12 protein-coding genes are annotated in these 22,899 nt (G+C 69.2%); 9 read left to right on the top strand and 3 right to left on the bottom strand.

What is annotated here, in order from left to right; genetic code table 11:
* Nucleotides 1-172 precede the first annotated feature (172 nt).
* Nucleotides 173-1,075 (bottom strand): helix-turn-helix domain-containing protein, encoded by a 903-nt coding sequence (locus tag PST29_RS17800; RefSeq protein ID WP_060841969.1) that lies wholly within the window; start codon nt 1,073-1,075, stop codon nt 173-175.
* A gap of 364 nt (nt 1,076-1,439) precedes the next feature.
* Between PST29_RS17800 and PST29_RS17795 the strand changes: the two genes are divergently transcribed.
* The 9 genes from PST29_RS17795 to PST29_RS17755 are packed head-to-tail and all read left to right on the top strand — an operon-like array spanning nt 1,440 to nt 19,149.
* Nucleotides 1,440-3,107 (top strand): (2,3-dihydroxybenzoyl)adenylate synthase, encoded by a 1,668-nt coding sequence (locus PST29_RS17795; protein WP_060843908.1) that lies wholly within the window; start codon nt 1,440-1,442, stop codon nt 3,105-3,107.
* A complete protein-coding gene (locus PST29_RS17790; protein ID WP_060843907.1) occupies nt 3,094-4,845 on the top strand; it encodes an ABC transporter ATP-binding protein in 1,752 nt (583 codons plus the stop codon). Before PST29_RS17795 ends, PST29_RS17790 begins: the two co-directional genes overlap by 14 nt.
* Nucleotides 4,842-6,605 carry an ABC transporter ATP-binding protein gene (locus PST29_RS17785; protein ID WP_060843906.1) on the top strand — a complete coding sequence of 588 codons (1,764 nt, stop codon included), beginning with the start codon at nt 4,842-4,844 and terminating at the stop codon, nt 6,603-6,605. The genes PST29_RS17790 and PST29_RS17785 overlap by 4 nt, the downstream gene beginning before the upstream one ends.
* Nucleotides 6,598-10,068 carry a non-ribosomal peptide synthetase gene (locus tag PST29_RS17780; protein ID WP_060843905.1) on the top strand — a complete coding sequence of 1,157 codons (3,471 nt, stop codon included), beginning with the start codon at nt 6,598-6,600 and terminating at the stop codon, nt 10,066-10,068. Before PST29_RS17785 ends, PST29_RS17780 begins: the two co-directional genes overlap by 8 nt.
* A complete protein-coding gene (locus PST29_RS17775; RefSeq protein ID WP_060843904.1) occupies nt 10,065-15,488 on the top strand; it encodes a non-ribosomal peptide synthetase in 5,424 nt (1,807 codons plus the stop codon). The genes PST29_RS17780 and PST29_RS17775 overlap by 4 nt, the downstream gene beginning before the upstream one ends.
* Entirely contained in the window at nt 15,485-16,600 is a 1,116-nt protein-coding gene (locus PST29_RS17770) for a saccharopine dehydrogenase NADP-binding domain-containing protein (protein ID WP_232513169.1), read from the top strand. The genes PST29_RS17775 and PST29_RS17770 overlap by 4 nt, the downstream gene beginning before the upstream one ends.
* On the top strand, nt 16,597-17,376 hold the full coding sequence (locus PST29_RS17765) for a thioesterase II family protein (protein WP_060843903.1): 780 nt from the start codon (nt 16,597-16,599) through the stop codon (nt 17,374-17,376). Before PST29_RS17770 ends, PST29_RS17765 begins: the two co-directional genes overlap by 4 nt.
* Nucleotides 17,377-17,399: 23 nt before the next feature.
* Nucleotides 17,400-17,723 (top strand): isochorismate lyase, encoded by a 324-nt coding sequence (locus tag PST29_RS17760; RefSeq protein ID WP_060843902.1) that lies wholly within the window; start codon nt 17,400-17,402, stop codon nt 17,721-17,723.
* Nucleotides 17,716-19,149, top strand: a complete 1,434-nt coding sequence (locus PST29_RS17755) for an isochorismate synthase (RefSeq protein WP_060839802.1) — start codon at nt 17,716-17,718, stop codon at nt 19,147-19,149. The genes PST29_RS17760 and PST29_RS17755 overlap by 8 nt, the downstream gene beginning before the upstream one ends.
* 192 nt (nt 19,150-19,341) lie before the next feature.
* On the opposite strand, the gene PST29_RS17750 is transcribed toward PST29_RS17755, so the two are convergent.
* Both PST29_RS17750 and PST29_RS17745 read right to left on the bottom strand, forming a co-directional pair.
* The gene (locus PST29_RS17750) at nt 19,342-20,283 is read right to left on the bottom strand and encodes an alpha/beta hydrolase (RefSeq protein WP_060843901.1); all 942 of its coding nucleotides are present in this window, start codon (nt 20,281-20,283) and stop codon (nt 19,342-19,344) included.
* 168 nt (nt 20,284-20,451) lie between these two features.
* Nucleotides 20,452-22,857 (bottom strand): TonB-dependent siderophore receptor, encoded by a 2,406-nt coding sequence (locus PST29_RS17745; protein ID WP_060843900.1) that lies wholly within the window; start codon nt 22,855-22,857, stop codon nt 20,452-20,454.
* Nucleotides 22,858-22,899: the final 42 nt, after the last annotated feature.

The raw sequence follows: 22,899 nt of genomic DNA, 5'->3' as shown, positions 1-22,899 counted from the left end.
CAAACGTATCTCATTTGTGCGCCTGGGTTGCCGGCTAAAACTTTGGCTTGAGCGACCATTTCTTTCGTTTGCGGCACCGCGCGGGCAGGGCGCCCGGGGCAACAGGCGCGCGGTTCGACAGCGCCGGGCTGCGGCGTTGTTCAAGGTTCCAGGCATGCAAGACCAGGGCGATTCAGCGCAAGGACTTGGGCGACACCCCGAAGCGCTTGCGAAAGGCGGTGGAGAAATGCGCCGGGCTGTAGCCGACCCGATAGGCCGCGCTGGAGACATTGGTTTCGCCGCTGGCCAGCAGGCGGTATGCCTCGCTCAGGCGCTGCTCCTGCAGGTAGGCATAGACGCTGGTGCCGAACACCTGGCGAAAACCGGCGGTCAGCTTGCGCGGGTTGAGGCCGACCTGGCGCGACAGCTCGGACAGCGACGGCGAGGCCTGCAGGGAACCGAGCAGCAGGTCCCGGGCGGCATGGATGCGCTCGATGTCCGCGGCGCTGCCGGGGCTGTCCTGCAGCGGCCGCGACTCGGCATGGGCGAGGATGCCCTCGACCCCCAGGGCGGTGAGCTCCAGGGCCTTGCCTCCCAGGTAAAAGGAGCGGGTCGGGCCTTGCAGCGGGCAGGTGAGGATCTGCTGGGCCAGGGCCAGCAGCGGCTTGCTGGCCGGCTGGCAGAACAGCATCGGCCCGCCGCCGAGCGGGTCCAGCAAGCGCTCGGGCTCCAGGCCAGCCTGGCGGATCGCCGGGAAGTCCAGTTGCACCGTGGTGTAGCGCACCGGCACGCCGCGGGCGAACAGATGGTCGCCGCAATGCTCGCCCTGGTTGGCCACGGCGCACAGGGTCGGGCCGCGAATCTCCACCTCCGGTTGGCCCTCGACCCGGCAGTTGAGCTGGCCGCTGAGCACCAGGATGATTTTCAGGCCTTGCCAGAGCGGCTCCTGCATCCACATCTGGCTGTCCATCAGCACCGTCCCGGTGGACAAGGTGATTTCCGGCACCACGGCCGCCGTGCCGGCGTGCTGCGGATTGGGAAAGTGCAGGGTGAAATCCCCTTGGACAGGCTGCGGCGCAGCGTGGGGGCTGAGCATGGCGAACTCCCTGTAGACCGGAAAAGAGGCCATACGCTATCAGGAAAATCCTTCCATGTAATTAAGAATGATTATCCTTTAGCTTCTGCGCCCCGTACTGCCGGGACTTGCCGCGCAATCAAAAGAAAAAGCCGCGCAAACGAATGTCCTGCCGATTGCCGGGCCCCGGAAATTACCGGTTAATAATCACTCTCATTTGCAAGCGCAGCCGCTCAACATGGACGACCCCGCCATCCGCCGCCCCGCAGGAGCGCCGACAGGCCCGCATTTTTCGCCGCGCTGACGGCTCATCTTTCCTTCATTCCGGGGGCCTGACATGTCAGGTCCGGGGCGGCCTTTTGCCGAAAAAAACTCAGGAGACAGCATGTCCACTTTCGACGATTCGCAGGATTGCCCCGCTTGGCCCGAGGCCTTCGCCCAGGCTTACCGCGAGGCCGGTTACTGGCGCGATGAAACCTTTGGCGATCTGCTGCGAGGTGCGGCCCGGACCTTCGGCGAGCGCGAGGCGCTGAGCGATGGCCAGCGGCGCCTGAGCTATCGGCAACTGGACCTGCGGGTCGACCAACTGGCCGCCGGCCTGCACCGGCTGGGGCTGCGGGCTGGCGACAACGTGGTGCTGCAACTGCCCAACGGCGCGGCCTTCGTCGAAGTCTGCTTCGCCCTGTATCGCCTCGGTGTGCGGCCGATCTTCGCGCTGCCGGCCCACCGGCACCTGGAAATCGGCCGCTTCTGCGAGTTTGCCCGGGCCCGGGCCTACTTCTGCGCCGACTGCGACGGCGGCTTCGACTTTCGCGCCATGGCCCGCGAACTCAAGGCCGGCCACCCGTCACTGGAATGGGTGCTGGTGGCCGGCGAAGCCGAGGAGTTCAGCGCCCTGCACAGCCTGTATGACGACAGCACCTCCTGCACTTTCCCGGCCCCCAGCGCCGACGCGGTGGCCTGTTTCCAGCTCTCCGGAGGTTCCACCGGGATTCCCAAGCTGATTCCGCGTCGCCATCACGAATACCTCTACAACCTGCGGGCCAGCGCCGAGCGTTGCGCTTTGTCCGACGCCAGCGTGTACCTGGTGGCGCTGCCCATGGCGCACAACTTTCCTATGTGCTGCCCGGGGTTCATCGGCACCTTTGCGGTGGGTGGGCGGGTGGTGCTGAGCCCCTCGCCGAGCCCGGAAGTCTGCTTCGAGCTGATCGAGCGCGAAGCCGTGACCCACACCGCCCTGGTGCCGCCCCTGGCCCTGGTCTGGCTGGAGGCGGCCCAGGCGCGCGGACGCGGGCTGGCATCGTTGCAACTGCTGCAAGTGGGCGGCGCCAAGCTCAGCTTTGAGGCGGCGCGGCGTGTCGAGCCGGTGCTCGGCTGTCGCCTGCAGCAGGTGTTCGGGATGGCCGAAGGGCTGATCTGCTACACCGACCCCGAGGACCCGCCGCAGCGGGTGCTGCACACCCAGGGCCGGCCGCTGTCGCCGGCGGACGAAATCCGCGTGGTGGACGAGCACGAGCAACCGGTGCCGGTGGGGCAGGTCGGGCAGTTGCTGACCCGGGGTCCCTACACCATCCGCGGTTATTACCGTTACCCCGAGCACAACGCCCAGGCCTTCACCGCCGACGGCTTCTATCGCACCGGCGACCGGGTGCAGCTCACCGCCGACGGCTACCTGATGGTGGAAGGGCGGGACAAGGACCTGATCAACCGCGGCGGCGAAAAGATCGCCGCCGAAGAGGTGGAGAACCTGCTGCTCAGCCACCCGGCGGTGGCCGACGTGGCCCTGGTGGCGATGCCCGATGCCTTCCTCGGCGAGCGCACCTGCGCCTTTGTCATCCCCCGTGGCGCCGCGCCCCGCGCCCCGCAACTGCTGCGTCATCTGCGGGCCCAGGGGCTGGCGGCGTTCAAGCTGCCGGACCGCTTCGAGTTCATCCCGGCGTTTCCCCAGACCGGGGTCGGCAAGGTCAGCCGCAAGCACCTGCGCGAGGCGATCCAGGCCCTGTACTTCGGCAACCGGGCCCAAGCCCTGGAGGCCGCTGATGGCCGTGGCTGAACCGGCAGGACTGGCCGCACTGTTGCGCCCGGTGCGCGGGCGCCTGCTGGCGGCGATGCTGCTGCAAGTGCTGGCGGCGCTGGTGGGCCTGCTGCCGCTGATCGCCGTGGCCGAACTGGCGCCGCTGCTGCTGGCCGGCGAACTGGACCTGGAGCGCGCGGGTTTCTGGCTGCTGGCCGGGGCCGGGGCGCTGCTCCTGCGCCTGCTGGGGCTGGCGGCGGGTTTGCAGATCACCCACCTGGCCGACAGCGACCTGCAGCGCCATCTGCGCCAGCGCATCGCCGCCCATCTGGCGCGGGTGCCCCTGGCCTGGCTGGACGGCCAGCGGCAGACCGCCGAGCGGGTGCTGCTGGAGGACGTCGGGGCCCTGCATCAGTTGGTGGCGCACCTGCCCAACAACCTGGTGGCGGCCCTGGTGGTGCCCCTGGCCAGCCTGATCTACCTGCTGACGGTGAGCCTGCCCATGACCCTGGTGGTGCTGGCGCCGCCGATGATCGCCCTGTGGCGCCTGCGGGTGATGCGCACCCCGGCCTATCGCGACGAGCGCCAGCGCCTGGGCGGCGCCATGGGAGCGCTGTCGGCGGCGACCCTGAACTTCGTGCAGAGCATTGCCATGGTCAAATCCTTTGGCCGGGTGCAGCGGGTACAGGACGAGTTCTTCAAGGCGGTGGAGGATTTTGCCGGGTTCTTCTCCCGTTGGGTCGAGCGCTGGGCGGGCCTGGGCGCCAGTGTCGAGGTGCTGCTCTCGCCCCTGCTGGTGCTGGCCCTGGTGCTGGTGGCAGGGGTGCCACTGATCGCCGTCGGGGTCTTGCAGCCGCTGCAGTTGCTGCCGTTTGCCTTGCTGGGGCCGGCCTTGGCGGCGCCGGTGGCGGCCCTGGGGCATGGCGCCGATTCCCTGGTCCAGGGACGGGCGGCGGCGCAGCGCATCAGTGCGCTGCTCAAGACCCCGGTGCTGGCGCAACCGGCCTGCTCCCGGGAACCCGAGGGGGCTGTGGTGAGCTTCGACGCCGTGGACTTCAGCTACCCCGACGGCAGCCAGGTGTTGCACGGCATCGATCTGTGCCTGCAACCGGGCACCCTGACCGCCCTGGTGGGGGATTCCGGGGCCGGCAAATCCACCCTGGCCACCTTGCTCGCGCGCTTTGCCGATGTCAGCGCCGGGGCGATCCGCATCGGCGGTGTCGACCTGCGGGACATGGACAGCGCGACCCTGTATCGCCAGGTGGCCTTTGTCTTTCAGGAGGTGCGCCTGCTGCGCGCCAGCGTCCTCGACAACCTGCGCCTGAGCCGGCCCGGAGCCAGTCTGGCCGAGGTCGAAACCGCGGCCCGGGCGGCGCAGATCCACGAACGCATCTGCGCCTTGCCCCAGGGCTATCACAGCCAGCTGGGGGAGGGGCTGCAGCTGTCCGGCGGCGAAATCCAGCGCCTGGGCATCGCCCGGGCCATGCTCAGCCGCGCGCCGATTTTGGTGCTCGACGAGGCCACCGCCGCCAGCGATCCGCAATCGGAGGCGGCGATCCAGCAGGCCCTGTCGCGCCTGGCCCAGGGGCGCACGGTGCTGGTGGTTGCCCATCGCCTGAGCAGCATCCAGGACGCCGAGCAGATTGCCGTGCTGCAGGGCGGACGCCTGGTGGAATGCGGCCGGCATCAGGCCCTGCTGGAGCAGCAGGGGGTGTATGCCGGGCTCTGGGCCGCGGAGCAGTTGGACGCCGCCGCGCTGAACGGGAGCCGCCCATGATTGCCGCACTGTTACGCAGCCTGCAGCCGCGGGACGCCGCGCTGTTGCGCCGGGCCTTGCTGGCCATGGCCGCCAGTGCCCTGGCCCAGGGCCTGGCCCTGGGGTTGCTGCCGATGGCCCTGGCCAGCGCCCTGGAGGCCGCCACGGCGCGGACACCCTGGCTCTGGGCCGCAGCCTTTGGCGGATTCGCCGGGCTCTGCCTGTGGCTGCGCCGCCGGGCGCAACTGGCGGGCTACCGGGCCGGGGCCGCGGCGGCGCGTTCGTTGAACCTGCGCATTGGCCGGCATCTGGCGCGCCTGCCCCTGGAGTGGTTTGTCGAGCGCCGCGGCGCCGAGCTCAACCGCCTGGTGACCCATACCGTGGCGCAGATCATGAGCGCTCCGGCGCACTTGCTGCAGCCCATGGCCAATGCCTTGCTGACGCCCCTGGCCCTGCTCGTGGCGCTGTTGTGCTACGACCTGTCCATGGCCCTGGCGGCCCTGGCCTGCCTGCCGTTGCTGGTGCTGTTCTATCACTGGGGCGTGCGCTGGGGCGGGCAGGCCGAGCAGCACAGCGAAGCGGCGGCCGGTGAAGCCGCGGCGCGGGTCCTGGAATACCTGCGCCAGCAGCCGCTGCTGCGGGCCAGTGGGCGCAACGGTGAAGGTTTCAGCCTGCTCGGCGCGGCGCTGCAGCAACAGCGCCAGGCCCAGCGCCGGGCGCACTGGCGGACCTTTCCGGCGGCCCTGGGGCTGGTGCTGGCGCTTCAGGCCGGCTACACCGCGGTGCTGTTGTGCGGGCTCTACGCGGTGCTCGGCGGCAGCCTCGGCGCCGTGCAATACCTGGCCCTGGCGGTGCTTGCCACCTGCCTGGTGGAACCCATGGGCGCCCTGGTCAACCTGGGCACCAGCCTGCGCCAGACCCGCCATGGCCTGGACAGCCTGCGCCAGTTGCTGGACCTGGCGCCGCTGCCGGAACCGGCCCGGCCCCAGGTGCCGGCCGACCGGCGCCTGGAGGTTCGCCAGCTGGGCCTGGAACGCCAGGGCCGGGCGATCCTGCAGGACATCAGCTTCACGCTGGAGCCGGGTTCGCTGAACCTGCTGGTGGGGTCATCCGGTTCCGGCAAGTCGAGCCTGCTGCGGCTGCTGGCGCGCTTTTGCGATGTCAGCCAGGGCGCCATCCTGCTGGGCGGTGTCGACTTGCGTGAGCTGTCGGCCAGCCAGCGTGATCGGGACATCGCCCTGATGTTCCAGGACTGCCCGCCGCTGGCCGCCAGCCTGCTGGACAACCTGCGCCTGGGCCGCCCCGAGGCCGACGAAGCGCAATTGCTGGAAGCGGCCCGCGCCACCGGCCTCGACCGGCTGGCCCAGCGCCTGCCCCAAGGCTGGCAGACCCGGGTCGGCGAGGGCGGCGTGAGTCTTTCCGGCGGCGAACGCCAGTGCCTGGCCCTGGCCCGGGTCATGCTCAAGGACGCCACGCTGATCCTTCTAGATGAGCCCACCGCCGCCCTGGACGCCATCAGCGAGGCCCGGGTCAACCAGAGCCTGCGGCAACTGGCGCGCAAGCACACGGTGCTGCTGGCGACCCACAAGCCGACCCTGGCTCCGTGCGCCGGGCAGATCCTCCTGCTGGACCAGGGCCGCCTGGCCCAGCACGGCACCCATAGCCAACTGATGACGGCCCCGGGCCGTTATCGCCAGTTGTTCCACGAGCGCGAAGCGATCAATCGCTGGCGCTTGCGCACACCTTCTTCCGTACCCCAAAGGACCGTCCACCATGACTGATAACCCAGCACTGGCATGCGCTCATCCCGCGCCCGCCGGCCTGAGTCATTCACCCCAAGGACTCTGCGAAGGCATCGCCCGGTTGCTCGGCTACGCGCCCGGGGACCTTGAGGCGGATGCGTCGCTGATCGAGCAGGGCCTCGACTCGGTGAGCATCATGCGCCTGCCGGCGCTGCTGGCCGGCGAAGGCGTGAGCCTGAGCTTCGCCGAGCTGATCCAGCAGCCGACCCTGGTCGCCTGGTGGGCGCTGATCGAGGCTCGCCGTGGCCTCGCGGCGCCGCGCCTGCAGGCTGTGGCCAGCGCCCCTGCCAGCAGCAATTTCGCCCTCACTCCGCTGCAACAGGCCTACTGGTTCGGCCGCGATCCGGGTATGCCCCTGGGCGGGGTCGGCTGCCATCTGTACCAGGAGCTGGACGGCCACGGCCTGGAGCCCGAGCGCCTGGAGCAGGCCCTGCGCCGCTTGTGCCAGCGCCATCCGATGCTGCGCGCCTGTTTCATCAGCGACAGCTGCCAGCGCATCCTGCCCCAGAGCCCCTGGCCCGGGCTGACTGTCCATGATCTGCGTCAGGCCTCCTGCGTCGGCGCCGCCGAGGCCCTGGAGCAGATCCGCGAAAACCTCTCGCACCGGCGCCTGGAGGTCAGCCGCGGGCAGGTGTTCGACGTGCAACTGAGTCTGCTGCCCGACGGCCACAGCCGCCTGCACCTGAACATCGATCTGCTGGTGGCCGACGTACTCAGCATCGGCATCCTGCTGCGCGACCTGGCGCTGATTCACGCCGGCGAGGAGCACCGCCTGCCGGTCCTGGAATGGACCTTCGCCGACTACCTGCGGACCGAGCAGGAACTGCGCGCGCCGCAGCTGGCAGCGGCCCGGGACTATTGGCTGGAGCGCCTGGAGGATCTGCCGGACGGCCCGCAACTGCCCCTGGCCCAGGAGCCGCAGCAGCTCGGCACGCCGCGTTTTCGCCGGCTGGCGATGCGCTTGAACCACGAGCAGTTGCAGGCCCTGGAACAGCGCGCCCGGCAACACGGCCTGACCCTGGCCAGCGTGCTCGCCTGCGCCTATGCCCAGGTGCTGGGGCGCTGGAGCGCCAGCCAGCATTTCCTGCTCAACGTGCCGCTGTTCGACCGCCAGGAACTGCACCCCTGCGTGCCCCATCTGCTGGCGGATTTCTCCAACCTGGTGCTGCTGGAAGTGGACCTGCGCCAGCCCGCGTCCTTCTGCCAGCAGGCGTCGGCGTTGCAGGCCCAGTTGCACCGCGACATCGCCCACAGCGCCTGGCCCGGGGTCGAGGTGCTGCGCGAGCGTGCGCGGCTGCGCCAGGGCGGCGGCCAGGGCGCGCCGGTGGTGTTCGCCTGCAACCTGGGCCCGGCCTTTGTCGACGCCACCTGCCGCGAGCAATTGGGTGAGCCCGGCTGGGCCCTGTCGCAGACGCCCCAGGTCTGGCTCGACCACCAGAGCTACCCGCTGGCCGACGGCCTGCTGCTGAACTGGGACGCGGTGCAGGGGCTGTTCCCCGAAGACCTGTTGGAGCAGATGTTCGACGCCTACCGCGGCTTGCTGCTGTGGTTGTGCGCCAACGACTGGCAACAGCCGGCACCCTTGCCGTTGCCGGCGGCGCAGCAGCAACAGCGCCAGCGGGTCAATGCCACCGAACACCCCACCCCCGCGCAGTGCCTGCACCAGGGCTTCTTCCAGCAGGCGCGCCAGCGCCCCGAGGCACTGGCGCTGATCGACGAGCAGGGCCACCTGAGCTACGCCGAGCTGGCCCGGCAGGCCCTGCAACTGGCCGGGGCGCTGGTGCAGTGGGGCGTGCAGCCGGGGGATGCGGTGGCGATCACCCTGCCCAAGGGCCGCGAACAGGTGATCGCGGTGCTGGGGATTCTCGCCGCCGGGGCGGTCTATGTGCCGGTGGGCATCGAACAGCCGCCGGCGCGCCGCGACATGATCTATCAGCGCGCCGGGGCGCATGTGGTGCTCACCGATCAGGCCCACCGCGACGGTGGCATCTGGCTGGCCGAGTTGCGGGTGGTGACTCTGGCCCAGGCGGCGCCGGCCCGCGCCCTGGAGCAGCCCCTGGCGCTGGCCGCCGACGCCCTGGCCTACGTGATCTTCACCTCGGGCACCACCGGCGAGCCCAAGGGCGTCGAGCTCTGCCATCAGGCGGCGATGAACACCGTCGAGGCGATCAACCGCCGTTACCAGGTTGGCGCCGAGGACCGGGTGCTGGGGCTCTCGGCCCTGGATTTCGACCTGTCGGTGTACGACCTCTTCGGTCCGCTGAGTGTCGGCGGCGCCCTGGTACTGCCGGCGGACAGCCTGCGCAAGGAGCCCCGGGAATGGCTGCGGCTGATCCGCCAGGAGCAGGTGAGCCTGTGGAACTCGGTGCCGGCGCTGCTGGAGATGCTGACCCTGCAAGTGCGCGACGGCGCCGGGCTCGGGGCCTTGCGCCTGGCCATGGTGTCCGGCGACTGGGTCGGCCTCGACCTGCCACGGCGCCTGGAGCAAGCGGCGGGCCGCCCCGTGTCGTTCGTGGCCCTGGGTGGCGCCACCGAGGCGGCGATCTGGTCCAACTACCAGGAGGTGGCGGCGGTGCCCGCGCACTGGCGCTCGATTCCTTATGGCCGGCCCCTGGACAACCAGCGCTTCCGGGTGGTTGACAGCCAGGGCCGGGACTGCCCGGACTGGGTGCCCGGCGAGCTGTGGATCGGCGGCGCCGGGGTGGCCGCCGGTTATCGCGGCCTGCCGACCCTCAGCGCCCAGCGCTTTGTCGAGCATGACGGCGGGCGCTGGTACCGCACCGGCGACCAGGGACGCTACTGGGCCGACGGCAGCCTGGAGTTTCTCGGGCGCCTGGACCATCAGGTCAAGGTCCGCGGCTTTCGCATCGAACTGGCGGAAATCGACCTGGCCCTGGAGCGCCATCCGGCCATCGACCGCGCGCTGAGCCTGGTGCTGCCCGGCAGCGAACCGCAGCTGGCGGCGGTGCTGCTGGCCCGGGAGCCGCTGCCCGAACCCCAGGCCCTGCGCCAGTGGCTGGGGCAATGGCTGCCCGAGCACATGCTTCCGGACAGTTGGCTGACCTTGTCCGCGCTGCCCCTGAGCGCCAACGGCAAGGTCGATCGCGCGGCCCTGTCGTGGTTGCTGCAGGAGCAGCGCCGGGGCGTCCAGCCACACAGCGCCGAACCGCCGCAAGGGGCGTGGGAGGAAGCCGTGGCCGCGCTGTGGCAGGAGCTGCTGCAAGTGCCCCAGGTGGGCCGGCATCAGGGCTTTTTCGCCCTCGGCGGCAACAGCCTGCTGGCGGCCCGGCTGATCGAACGCATCGCCCGGCAGTTCCAGCTGGAACTGTCTCTCAAGGATTTTTTCAACGCGGCCACCGTGGCCCTGCAGGGGCAGTTGCTCGCCTCGCGCCGGGAACAGCGGCCCGTCACTCAGAACGCAATGGTGGAGGGCGTGTTATGACGCTGCAACAACTGCAACAGGACCTGCAACAGCTGGGCGTGGAGCTCTGGGAAGAACAGGGCCGCCTGCGCTATCGGGCCCCGGCCGGGGTCATGGACGAGGCGCGCCTGAACCAGCTGCGCGAGCACAAGGAGGCGTTGCTGCAACAGCTGCAGGCGGCGCAGTTGCCGACCCTGGAGGCCGACCATTCGGCCCGCGAAGAACCCTTCCCGCTGACCGACGTGCAGGCCGCCTACCTGCTGGGCCGCACCAGTGCCTTCAGCTATGGCGGGGTGGCCTGCCACGGCTACCTGGAATTCGCCCAGCAGGACCTTGACCCGCTGCGCCTGGAACAGGCCTGGAACCAGTTGATCGCGCGCCACGAGATGCTCCGGGCGGTGGTGCTGGAGGAGGGCTACCAGCGCATCCTGCCCCAGGTGCCGCACTACAGCGTCGCCTGTCACGACCTGCGCGAGGACGACGGCAGCGCCTTGCAGGCCCTGCGTGAGGGCATGGAACTGCGCCGCGCCACGCCGCAGCAATGGCCGCTGATCGAGCTGTGCGTGAGCCAGGGCCGCGACACCTCGCGCCTGCACCTGTCGGTGGACCTGCTGGTGTGCGACTACCAGAGCGTGCGCATGCTGCTGGCCGAACTGCAGCAGCTGTACCGCGGCGAACCCCTGCCGGCACCGGCGCAGATCAGCTTTCGCGACTATGTGCTGGGGGAGCGGCGCCTGCGCGAGCAACCGCGCTACCAGCGTGACCGCGACTACTGGTGGGCGCGGGTCGACAGCCTGCCGGGGGCGCCGGAGTTGCCCACGCTGGGGGCACCCAGCGGGCCGCGCTTCCAGCGCCGGGCCATGAGCCTGCAAGCCCGCGACTGCAACGCCTTGCGCCTGAACGCGGCGGCGGCCGGAGTCGGGGTGTCGGCGGCGATCCTCTCGGCCTATGCCGAAACCCTCGGGCGCTGGAGCCGGCGCGGGCATTTCTGCCTGAGCCTGACCCTGCTCAATCGCCTGTCGCTGCACCCCCAGGTCGACCGCCTGGTGGGCGATTTCAGCTCGGTGGAACTGCTGGAAGTGCAGACCCTGCAAGGCGGCAGCTTCGGCCAGCGCAGCCAGCAACTGCAGGAGCGCCTGTGGCAGGACATGGACCATCGCCTGTGTTCGGGCATCGAAGTGCTGCGCGAGCTGGCGCGGCGCAAGGGCCAGGAGGCGGCGCTGATGCCCTATGCCTTCACCAGCACCCTGGGCGCTGGCGGCGAGAGCGGCGGCGGGGCCTTCATGCCCGGTGCCGAGCTGGTGTTCGGCATCAGCCAGACGCCCCAGGTGCTGATCGATTGCCAGGTCAGCGAGCGTGACGACGGCCTGGCGATCAACTGGGACATCCGCGAGGGGGTGTTCAGCGAAACCCTGTTGGACGCGCTGTTCGACACCTTCGAACGGCTGCTCAAGCGCCTGGCCCGGGAGCCCTCGGCCTGGACCCTGGACGACTGCCTGGAGCTGCCGGCGGCGCAACGCCTGCAACGCGAGCTGGTGAACCAGAGCGCCGCGCCCTTGCCCGAGGGGCTGCTGCATGAGCCGTTCTGGCGTCAGGCGGCCGCGGCGCCGCAGCGTGTGGCGCTGATTCAGGGCGCCGCGCAGATGAGCTACGGCGAACTGGCCGGGCGCGCCGAAGCCGTGGCCGAGGCCCTGCTCGACGCCGGCTGCCAGCCTGGGGAGCGGGTCGCGGTGTGCATGCACAAGGGCCTGGAACAGGTGATCGCGGTGCTCGGCATTCTGCGTGCCGGGGCCGCCTACCTGCCGCTGGACACCAACCAGCCCGAGGCCCGGCGCCAGCTGATCCTGGACAACGCCGAGGTCGGCCGGGTGCTCAGCCAGTCCTGGCTGGGCGATGAGCTGTGCTGGCCGCCGCGGGTGACCCAGGTGATCCAGGTCGACCAGGGCCCACGGCTGCCGCAGCGGCCCGTGCCCAGCGTGGCCATCGACCCGCAGCAACTGGCCTACGTGATCTACACCTCCGGCTCCACCGGGGTGCCCAAGGGCGTGATGATCAGCCATCAGGCGGCGCTCAATACCGTGGTCGACATCAACCAGCGCTTTGCCATCGACGCCGATGACCGGGTGCTGGCCCTGGCCAGCCTGGGCTTCGACCTGTCGGTTTACGACATCTTCGGCCTGCTGGCGGTGGGGGGCGCCCTGGTGCTGCCGGACCCGCAGCGCCGCGCCGACCCTTCGCACTGGGCCGAGTGCGCCCGGGAACACGGGGTGACCCTGTGGAACTCGGTGCCCGCGCAATTGCAGATGCTCACCCACTACCTGCAGGCGTTGCCGTCCATGGCCCCGGCGACCCTGCGGCTGGCGTTGCTGTCGGGGGACTGGATCCCCCTGAACCTGCCGGCGGAGGCCGCCCAGCTGCTGCCCCGGCTGCGCCTGATCAGCCTGGGGGGCGCCACCGAAGCGGCGATCTGGTCGATCTACTACCCGATCACCCAGGTCGACCCGCAGTGGCGCAGCATTCCCTACGGCCGGCCGCTGGCCAACCAGCGCTTCATGATCCTCGACGAGCAGGGCCGCGACCGCCCGCAAGGGGTGGCCGGCGAGCTGTACATCGCCGGCAGCGGCCTGGCCCTGGGCTACCTGGGGGATGCCGAGAAAACCGCCGAGCGCTTTGTCGATCATCCGCGCAGCGGCGAGCGCCTGTACCGCACCGGTGACCTGGGGCGCTACCTGGAGGACGGCCTGATCGAGTTCCTGGGCCGCGAGGATTTCCAGGTCAAGGTGCGCGGCCACCGCATCGAACTGGCGGAAGTGGAAAGCGCCTTGCTCAGCCATCCGCATGTGGAATCGGCGGTGGTGGTGGCCGCGGGCGAGGGCGCCTTCGACCGGCGCCTGCAAGCCTGCCTGACGGCCAGCCTGCGCGACACGCCGCTGGCCTGGCCGGAGCCGCTGCTGGCGCGGACCCGGGCGGCGGCCCAGGCGGTGCGTGGCGACTTGAGCGATGCCCTGGTCAGCGAGATGTCGGCTTGCGTCGAGCGCGCCGCGCTTTTGTCCATGGGCCTGGCCCTGCAGCGTCCGGGGCTGTTCGACGCCGCGGGGCAGAGCCATGCGCTGGAGGAGATCGTGGCGCGCTGCGAAGTGGCGCCGCGCAATCAGCGCCTGATCCGCCGCTGGTTGCAGGCCCTGGCCCGGGAAGGCCTGGTGCACTGGGACCGGCACACCGGGCGTTATTCGGGCTTGCAGGTGTCGGCTGCGGAATACCGTCAGCAGTGGCAGCGCATCGACGCCCTGGAACCGTCCGTGGGCTGGGGCGCCGAGGTCCTGCGCTACCTGCGCGAAAGCCAGGAGCAACTGCCGGCGCTGATGAGCGACCGGCTCGACCCGCTGCACCTGCTGTTCCCCCAGGGCCGCACCGACACCGCCGAGGGCGCCTACCGCAAGAACCTGATCAGCCAGTACCTGAACCAGGCGGTGTGCGCCGCAGTGCAGGAGATCATCCGCCAGCGTCCGGCCGGCCAGCGCCTGCGCCTGCTGGAAATCGGCGCCGGGGTCGGCGGCACCAGCGCCGATTTGATCCCGGCCCTGGACGGCCTGCCGGTGGATTACCAGTTCACCGACCTGTCGCAGTTCTTCCTCAACGAGGCGCGGGAGCATTTCGCCGCCTACCCCTGGGTCAGCTACGGCCTGTTCGACCTCAACCAGGACCACTGGGCCCAGGGCGTGGCCGCCAACTCCCTGGACGTGATCCTCTGCGCCAACGTGCTGCACAACTCACGGCATGCCAGCCGGGTGCTGGCGCGGCTGCGGGAGATGCTGGCCCCGGGTGGCTGGCTGATCTTCATCGAGGCCACTCGCGACACCTACCAGATCATGGCCTCCATGGAGTTCAAGGAAGGCCTGACCGCCTTCGAGGATTTTCGCGCCGAGCAGGACACCACCTTCATCCGTCGCGAGCAGTGGCAGCAGTTGCTGCTGGAGGCCGGGGGCGAAAGCCCGCTGTGCCTGCCCGAGGCCGGCGACGCCATGTCGCAGATCGGCCAGCACCTGTTCATCACCCGCTTCAAGAGCCAGCGCCAGACCCTGGAGCCCGAGGCGCTGCGGGCCCACCTGGCCCAGCGCCTGCCGGACTACATGATCCCGGCGGACTGGCAGGTGCTGGATGACATGCCCCTGACCGCCAATGGCAAGGTCGATCGCCAGGCCCTGGCGCGGATCGGCGTGGCCGGCCCCGAGCAGCAGGTCAGCAGCGGGGCGGCGCCACTGGACGCGCTGGAGCGCAGCATCGCCGAGGTCTGGCAGACCCTGTTGCGGGTGCCGGCGGTGGGCCGCGACCAGGGCTTCTTCGAACTGGGCGGCGACTCGCTGCTGGTGGCGCAGGTGGTGGGGCGTCTGCGGGAAGTCTTGCCCCAGGCCCGGCCGTTGCCCTGGAGCGATTTGCTGCGCCAGTTGATCAACCAGCCGACGGTGGCAGCCCTGGCCGACTACCTGCGCGGCCAGGGCGTGGAAGGCGATTCGCCGCTGGTGCGCATCAGCGACAAGGCCCAGGGCTCGACGCGGATCTTCGTCCACGACGGCAGTGGCACCCTGGCGCCGTACCGCGCCCTGTTCGCCGCCCTGGGGGAGGACGTGCCTCTGGAAGGGCTGGTGCTCCACGATGTACCGGGCTATCTGGCCCTGGAGCCGGCCACGGCGATTCGCCAGTTGGCCGAGCGTTATGCCGACACCCTGCAGGCCGAGGGACGGCGTCAGGTGAGCATCGTCGGCTATTGCCTGGGCGGGCTGCTGGCCACGGAACTGGCGGCGTGCCTGGCGGCGCGTTCGATCCAGGTGCTGCAACTGAGCGTGATCAGCAGCTACCGGGTGCCGTTCATGATCGAGGACGACCTGTTGGCCGAGTACGTGTTCGCCCGGGTGATGCAGGCCGATCCGCTGGCCCTGGGTTACCCCGAGGATGAACAGGCCATGGAGCGCAGCATCGCCCGGGTGCTGGAGCAGACCCCGGGGCGGGTGCCCCAGGGGTCGCTGCTGGCCTTGAGCGAGGACGCCCAGTGCGCCCCGGCCCTGGCCTGCCTGCGGCGCCTGGCAGACAAGACCCCGGAACAGCGCCTGCAGGCGATTGCCGAGGCCATGCGCCACGCCGGTTCGCCCCTGAGCGACCTGCGCTGGCTGGGCGAGCAGTTGCAGGTGCTGCGCCACAGTCTGGCGGCGGTGGCCCTGCACGAGGCCACGCCGTACCAGGGCGACCTGCTGTTCATTCGCCAGAGCGGCGAGGTGCAGGTGCTGCCCGGCATGCACCGCGACATGAGCGCCTATTGGCAGGCCCTGTGCCTGGGTGAACTGCGGGTGGTGGATGTACCCGGGGATCACTTCAGCTGCATGCAGCAGCCCCAGGTGCAAGCCGTGGCCCGGGCCTTCGAGGCGATCGCCGAGGTGGCGGCATGAAGGAGGCGATGATTGGCCTGGTCGGGGCCTATGGCAGCGTCGGCCGTCAAGTGGCGCAACTGCTGGCACCCAGGGTCGCCTTGCGCCTGGGCGGACGCGACCGGCAGCAGGCCGAGCAGTTGAACCGGCAACTGGGGGCGCGCGCCGAGGTGCGCGCCCTCGACCTGTGGGACTCGCAGAGCCTGGCGGATTTCTGCGCCGGTTGTGCGCTGGTGATCAACTGCGCCGGGCCCAGCTATCGGATCCTCGATCGGGTGGCCCGGGCCGCGCTGGCCGCGGGGGCCGACTACCTGGACGTGGGCGGCGACGATCCCGTGCATGAGCGGTTGTCGGGGCAGGTGCCGGCGGGGCGCCGGGTGCTGTTGTCGGCGGGCATGCTGCCGGGGCTGTCGGGGCTGTTTCCGCGGTTGCTGGCGCAGTCCTTCCAGCGGGTCGATGCCATGCGCTGCTATGCCGGTGGGCTGGGGCGCTTGTCGGCCACCGCCGCCGAGGACTTTTTGCTGAGCCTGGGCAATGGCTTCGGTCAGGCCCAGTGCGCCTTCAGCCAAGGGCGGCAGGTGCGCAGCAGCGCCAGTACCCCGCAGCCGCTGGAGCGGCCCTGGCTGCCGGTGAGCGGCGTACCGGCCTATGCCTACCTGAGCTGCGAACAGCTGCGACTGTTTCGCGACCTGCAGGTTGGCCACGGGCAGGGCTTCAACCTGTTCGAGGGCGGGCAGTTGGCGGCGACCTTGCAACGGATCCAGGGCCTGGCGCCGCAGGCGCGCGACGCGGCGCAGAACGTCGCCGCGCTGGTCCAGGCCAGCGCCCTGGATGTGGCCGGGCGCCAGCCCTATCAGTTGCTGGCGGTGGAGATCGAGGGGCTGCGGGACGGGCGGGAACAGCACGCCTGCGCCTGGCTGCGGGCGTCGGACGGTTCGCGCCTGACCGGCAGCGTTGCGGCCTTCTGCGCCCTGCACTGGGCGCAGTGGCCTGCAGGCTTGCATTACGCCGCCCAGGTGCTGGACCCGGCCGCCTGCCTGGAACAGCTGCAGCGCTGGCTGCCGGATACTCGGGTGCAGTTGCCCGACTTCAGCGGCGTGGCCCTGGCCGAGGCAGAGGAGGGCGTGCTGTGAGAAAGGCTCCCAGTGCCTGGCTGCGGCGTTACCCGCAGCCACAACCGCCGCGTTGCCGGCTGGTGTGCCTGCCCCATGCCGGGGGCAGCGCGAGCTTCTTCAATGACTGGCGCCACCTGTTGCCGACGGATATCGAGCTGATCAGCGTGCAGTACCCGGGGCGCGAGGAGCGCCTGAGCGAAACCTGGCCCGGCAGCCTGGAGTGGATGGCGGGCAACATCACCCGGGCCCTGTCGGACCTGGTGGAGCGGCCGCTGGTGCTGTTCGGCCACAGCCTGGGCGCGGCCCTGGCCTATGAGGTGGCCGCGCGCCTGCAGCAGCAGGGCTCGGCGCCGCAGCGCCTGATCGTGTCCGCGCATCCGGCGCCCCATCGCCAGCGCCACAGCGAGCTGCACCTGGGCTCGGACGAGGCGTTGCTGGCGGACGTGCGGCGTCTGTCGGACGGTGCGCCGTCACTGCTGGACGACCCGACGCTGCGCGACCTGTACCTGCCGGCCTTGCGCAACGACTACCGGCTGATCGAGTGCTATCGCGGCGCTGTCGGTCGTGCCCTGGACCTGCCCCTGAGCGTGTGCCTGGGGAGCCAGGACAGCGAAGTCGATGCGGACGAAGCCTATGCCTGGGCCGAGGTCAGTGCCCAGGTCACGGATTTCCAGACGTTTCCCGGCGGGCACTTCTACCTGCGCGAGCAGCAGGCCGAAGTGCTGCGGCACCTGACCCGACTGCTGGCGGGCCTCGGCGAGCAGCCGTGGCAGTGCTGGCCTTCGACCCCATGAATCTTTCTTTGGTAGACCTCCACATGAAGACCCCCGAGCAGTGCAGCGGCCTGGACGATGTCCGCTGCGGTATCGACGCCATGGACCGGCAGATCATCCAGGCCCTCGGCCAGCGCCTGGCCTACGTCAAGGTGGCGGCGCAGTTCAAGCCGACCGAGGACAGCATCGCCGCCCCGGAGCGGGTCGCGGCGATGCTCCCGCAACGCCGGCAATGGGCCGAACAGGCGGGCCTGGACCCGATGTTCGTGGTGCCGCTGTTCGCCCAGATCATTCACTGGAACATCGCCCAGCAGGTGTGCCACTGGCGCCTGCAGCACGGGCTGCAGCAGGGAGCCGGCAATGAGTGAGTCGTGCCTGTGCGGATTGACCCGGGCCCTGCAACAAGGTGAAGCCCGGGCCCGGCGTGAGGGCCGGGCGGTGCTGGTGGTGTTCAGTCAGGCCGCCGAGCGCCTGCAGCCGCTGCGGCTGTTCGCCGCCAACCGCCAGGTGTTCGGCCAGAGCCTGTTCTGGTCCAGCGACCAGGGGGCGCTGGCCCTGGCGGGCTTCGGCTGCACCGAGGAAATCAGCCCGTCGGCGGGGGAACGCTTCGGCGCCAGCACCCGGGCCTGGCGTCAGTTGCTGGAGCGGGCCCATCAAGTGGGGCCGCGCCAGGCGTACCTGTGTGGCGGGTTCGCCTTTGATCCCCAGGTGCCGCGCAGCGCCCAGTGGCAGTCGTTTGCCAGCACCTCCCTGGTGCTGCCGCGCCTGCTGTTGCTGGGCGAGGGCGAGCAGCAGCACTGGCTGTTCAGCCTGTGGGTCGAGCCCGGCGCCGATGTGGCCCAGTGCGCCGCGGCCCTGGAGGCGGAATGGAGCCTGCTGCTGGCGCGCTATCAGCACGCCCCGGCGGCGCAGTTGCCGGACGGGATCCGGGCTACGGCAGAGCCCCTGGCCGCCGAACGCTGGCAGGACTGCGTGGCCCGGGCGATCGGGCGAATCCAGGGCGGCGAGTTGGGCAAAGTGGTGCTGGCCCGGGAAGTCTGTCTGCAGGCGAGCCGCAACATTCCCTGCGGCCCCTTGCTGGAAAACCTCGGGGCGGCCTATCCCCAGGCCTTCCTGTTCGCCTTCAGCCGTGGCGACAGCTGCTTTTTGGGCGCCACCCCCGAGCGCCTGGTGCGGGTGGCCCGGGGCACCTTGAGTACCGTGGCCCTGGCCGGCACCTGCGCCCGTGGCCTGCATGAACAGCAGGACGCGGAACTGGGCCAGGCCCTGCTGGACAGCGCCAAGGATCGCCACGAACACGCCCTGGTGGTGCAGACCCTGCGCGAGTCGCTGCAGCCCTACTGCGCCATGCTGGAAATCCCGCCACAGCCGCAGCTGCACCGTCTGGCCCACGTCCAGCACCTGCTGACCCCGGTGCTGGGACGCTTGCGGCCCCAGGTCGACCTGCTGCAAGTGGTGCAGGCCCTGCACCCGACTCCGGCGGTGGGCGGTTTGCCGCGGGACAAGGCGCTGGGCTACATCCGCGAGCACGAGCAACTGGACCGTGGCTGGTACGCAGCGCCGGTGGGCTGGCTGAACGCCGAGGGCGATGGCGAGTTTGCCGTGGCCCTGCGCTCGGCCCTGATTCGCGGCAACCGCGCGCACCTGTTTGCCGGCTGCGGGATTGTCGGCGAGTCGGACCCAGCGAGTGAGTACCAGGAAACCTGCCTGAAACTGCGCACCATTAGCGAGGCGTTGCGCCCGCCAGCGGCTTCGCCGAGCGTGGCCGTGAGCGGCGGACAAAGCGCCTTGTAGCCGCTGCCGAAGGCTGCGAACGAGCCGCAGGCTCGCAGCGATCCGGAGGGCGCCGAGGCCCCTTCGGTGCCTTGCGCAGCCTGCGGCAGCGGCTACACAGAGGGTTTCCTGTAGCCGCTGCTGAGCCTGCGAAGCTGCGAAAAGGCCCACAGGGCCTTGCCTGCCGAGTGCTTGGAGCCCTGGGCTGCAGGTTCAGCCAGTGGGCACCGTGAGCGCTGCCGGGCCGGCGATGCTGGACGCCGGCTTGGCCCGCAGCAGGGCGTTGATGGCCTGGGCGTAGTCCTTGCCCGCCAGGCTCATGCTGTTGTTGTGGGTGCCGCCGGGCACCAGCAGCAGTGTTTTCGGTTGCAGCGCAACCTTGAACAGTTCCTGGCTCAAGCGTGGCGGTACGTAGTCGTCTTTCAGGCCGTGCACCACCAGCAGTGGCATGCCGATGTCGCGGATCTTGTCGACGGAGTCGAACTTCTGCGACAGCACCCAGCGCACCGGCAGCGAGGTCTTGGTCACCGCGGCGGCGGCATCGGCCAGGGTGGTGAAGGTGGACTCGACGATCAGCCCGCGGGCGGCAATCGGGGTTTTCTCGGCGGCGGCCGTGCGCCCCAGTTCGGCGGCCAGGTCGATGGCCACCGCGCCGCCCAGGGAATGGCCGTAGATCAGGCGCTTGCGGGCGTCGGGCTGCAGCAGCTTGAGCCGCTCCCAGGCGATGCGCGCGTCTTCATACACGCTGCTTTCCGAGGGCAGGTCGCCGTGGCTCTGGCCGAAGCCGCGGTAGTCGATGGCCAGCACCGAGTAGCCCAGGGCGTGCAGTTGCTCGATGCGAAACAGCTGGCCGGTAAGGTTCCAGCGCACCCCGTGCAGGTAGAGGATCGCCGGGGCGTCGGCGCGCGTGGCCGGCCACCACCAGGCGTGGAGGTTCTGCCCGGCCTTGAAGCTTTTCGGCTTGAGTTCCAGCTCCTGCACCGTGCTCGGCAGGCCGCGATACCAGCCGGCGGTGCCCGGCTCGATGCGAAACACCAACTTGCGCTCCTGGTGTTCGAGCACCGCGCAGCTCACCGGCAGGCCACCGACCAGCGCGGCCAGGCACAGCAGGGAAAACCAGCGACGGCGCAGGCGCTGGGACAGGGTTGGGGACATGGAAGGCTTCACCACGGAACGATCAGCCAGGAGTTTTAACAGAAGTGTGCGGATGGCTGTAGTGATTTTGCTGCCGTGGTCGCCGCATCGGGCTACCCGATACCAGGTGATTGTCAGCGGCCCGACCCTGCCCGATTGGGCAGGGTGCACCGATTGGGGGACTAGGTCTTAGAAGTCCCAGCGAGTGGTCACCATCACATTGCGTGGGTCACCGTAGTAGGCCGAATCATAGAAACCGATGTTGGTGTAGTACGACTTGTCGAACAGGTTGTTGACGTTCAGGGTCGCCGAAAGGTTGTCGGTGACTTGGTAGCGCGCCATCAGATCCACTAGCCAGAACGGGTCCTGGGAGAACTTTTCGTAACGGTCCTTGCCACGGTTGTACAGCGTTTGCCAGCCCTCACCCTGCCAGCGGGCGCCACCGCCCAGGGTCAGTTTGTCGAGGCTGCCGCCGAGCTTGTAGCTGCTATAGAAACTGAGCTGATCTTGCGGTTCCCAGGTGGCCACCTTCACCCCGTCGGCATCACGGCTGACCTTGTGGGTATAGCCGGCCTGCAATTGCCAGCCAGGACGCAGCTCACCGGAGATCTCCGCTTCGTAGCCCTTGGTCTTGGTCTTGGTGGCGATATAGGAGAAGTCGACCCCAGGATTGGAGTTGTAGAGGGTGTCGGCGATTGGACGGTTTTCCTCGTGTACCTCGAAGTAGGCGAGGCTGGAGTTCAGGCGACCGTCGAAGAACTCGCCCTTGAGCCCGATCTCGTAGTTTTTCCCTTCGTTGGGTTCGAGCATCTTGCGCGTGCGGTCACGGTACTGGGTTTGCGGTTGGAAAATCTCGGTGTAGCTGGCGTAGGCGGAGACATTGTCGTGGAGGTCGTAGACCAGGCCGGCATAGGGCACTACCTTGCCGCTCTCCTTGGTGTCGCTGGTACCGGTGACCTGGAAATTGGCGACGCGGGTGCCGAGCAGCAGCGACAGGTCGTCCATCAGGCTGAAGCGGCCGGTGATGTAGGTGCCGGTCTGGCGCGTGGTTTCATCGTTGATCTTGGTCGGCTGGTTCCACAGGGGCTCGATGGCTTCGCCGTGCCAGTTGTAGAAGTCATAGGCGTTGTCGAAATAGGTGGCGTCGGAATAGTCCTTGCCCTTCCATTCCGAGATCGACAGGGACTGGCCCACTACCAGCTGGTGTTCTCGACCGAAGAGTTCGAAAGGTCCGGATGCATAGACGTCGAGGCTGTCACTGGTGGTTTCGCCAGTGTATTTGCGAGCGTAGATCGAACTGGTGGTAGCGGTGTCCTGGGAGACGTAGCCCAGGGGCGCGTTATAGCCGTTGATCTGGTGGTTGTACTGGGTCTTGGCGACCCAGCCATTGTCGAAGTTGTGCTCCAGGGTGGCGAACACGGTACGGGAGTATTGTTCCCAACTGCTCCACTTCGGACCATTGTTGAACGAGCGAGGCAGGTTCAGATAATTGCCGTCCGGGTCATAGACGGTACGTGTGCCGGTCCAGCTCGAGCCCTTCGGGTCGCTGTCCTGATAGTCGGCACCCAGGGTCAGCAGGGTGTCCGGTGACAGGTCGAATTCAAGGATGCCGTAGTAGACATTGGTCTTGCGCTGGTAGTGATCAAGAAACGATTTCTTGTCTTGGTAGGCGGCCACCGCCCGGCCGCGGACGTTGCCGGAGTCGGTCAGCGGCCCGCTGACATCAATCTGGGTGCGATAGTTGTCCCAGGAGCCGGCGCCGAGCTCGATGCTGCTCTTGAACTCGGACGTGGGCTTCTTGCGGATCAGGTTGATGGTGCCGCCAGGGCCGCCGGCGCCGGTCAGCAGGCCGGTCGCGCCCTTGAGCACTTCGACGCGGTCGTACAGCGCCATGTCGGTCATGGTCTGGCCGGCCGAGTACTGGGCGTCACGCAGGGTCGGGATGCCGTCGTACTGGAAATTGACGATGGAGAAACCGCGGGAATAGTAGTTGGTGCGTTCGCTGTCGTAGGTGGATACGGTGATACCCGGCGTGTGGCGCATCACGTCGTCTATTGCCGTGAGGCCAAAGTCATCCATCACCTGGCGGGTCACCACCGAGATCGACTGCGGGGTTTGCCGCGGGGTCAGCACCAGCCGGGTGGCGGTGGCGATGGTGCCTGGGGTATAGGAACCGGTGCCTTCGGTAACGCTGCCCAACTGGTTGGCGCTGACCGTGGTCGCCCCCAGCTCGACCCGTTCACCGCCGCTGGCCTGGACCACCCGATAGCCCGCGCCCTCGGCCACGGCTTGCAGGCCCAGGGGTTTGAGCAGGCGCTGCAGGCCTTCGTCCACGCTGAAGCGGCCATTGAGGCCGGTGCTGCGCTTGCCGGCGCTGAGGCTGGCATCGATGGCGATCATGCTTGCCGATTGCTGGCCGAAGGCGCCCAGCACCTGGTCCAGGTTGCCCGGGGCGATGGCGTAGTCGCGCTGCTGGCGGTCGGTCACGGCGGCGCCGGCTTCGGCGGCCATCAGCGGCAGGCTGGTGCTGGCGATGGACAGGCCGATGAACACCGGGCGCAAGGCCGCGGCAAGGGGCGTAAGGCGAATGTGCATAAGGGAAATCCGTGGGTTGAGAAGGGTTGGCGCTGAGCTGTT

Source organism: Pseudomonas sp. St29 (assembly GCF_001547915.1).
GTDB lineage: Bacteria > Pseudomonadota > Gammaproteobacteria > Pseudomonadales > Pseudomonadaceae > Aquipseudomonas.
The sequence above is the reverse complement of the archived record's forward strand: the minus strand, read 5'-3'. Positions and strand labels throughout refer to the sequence as shown.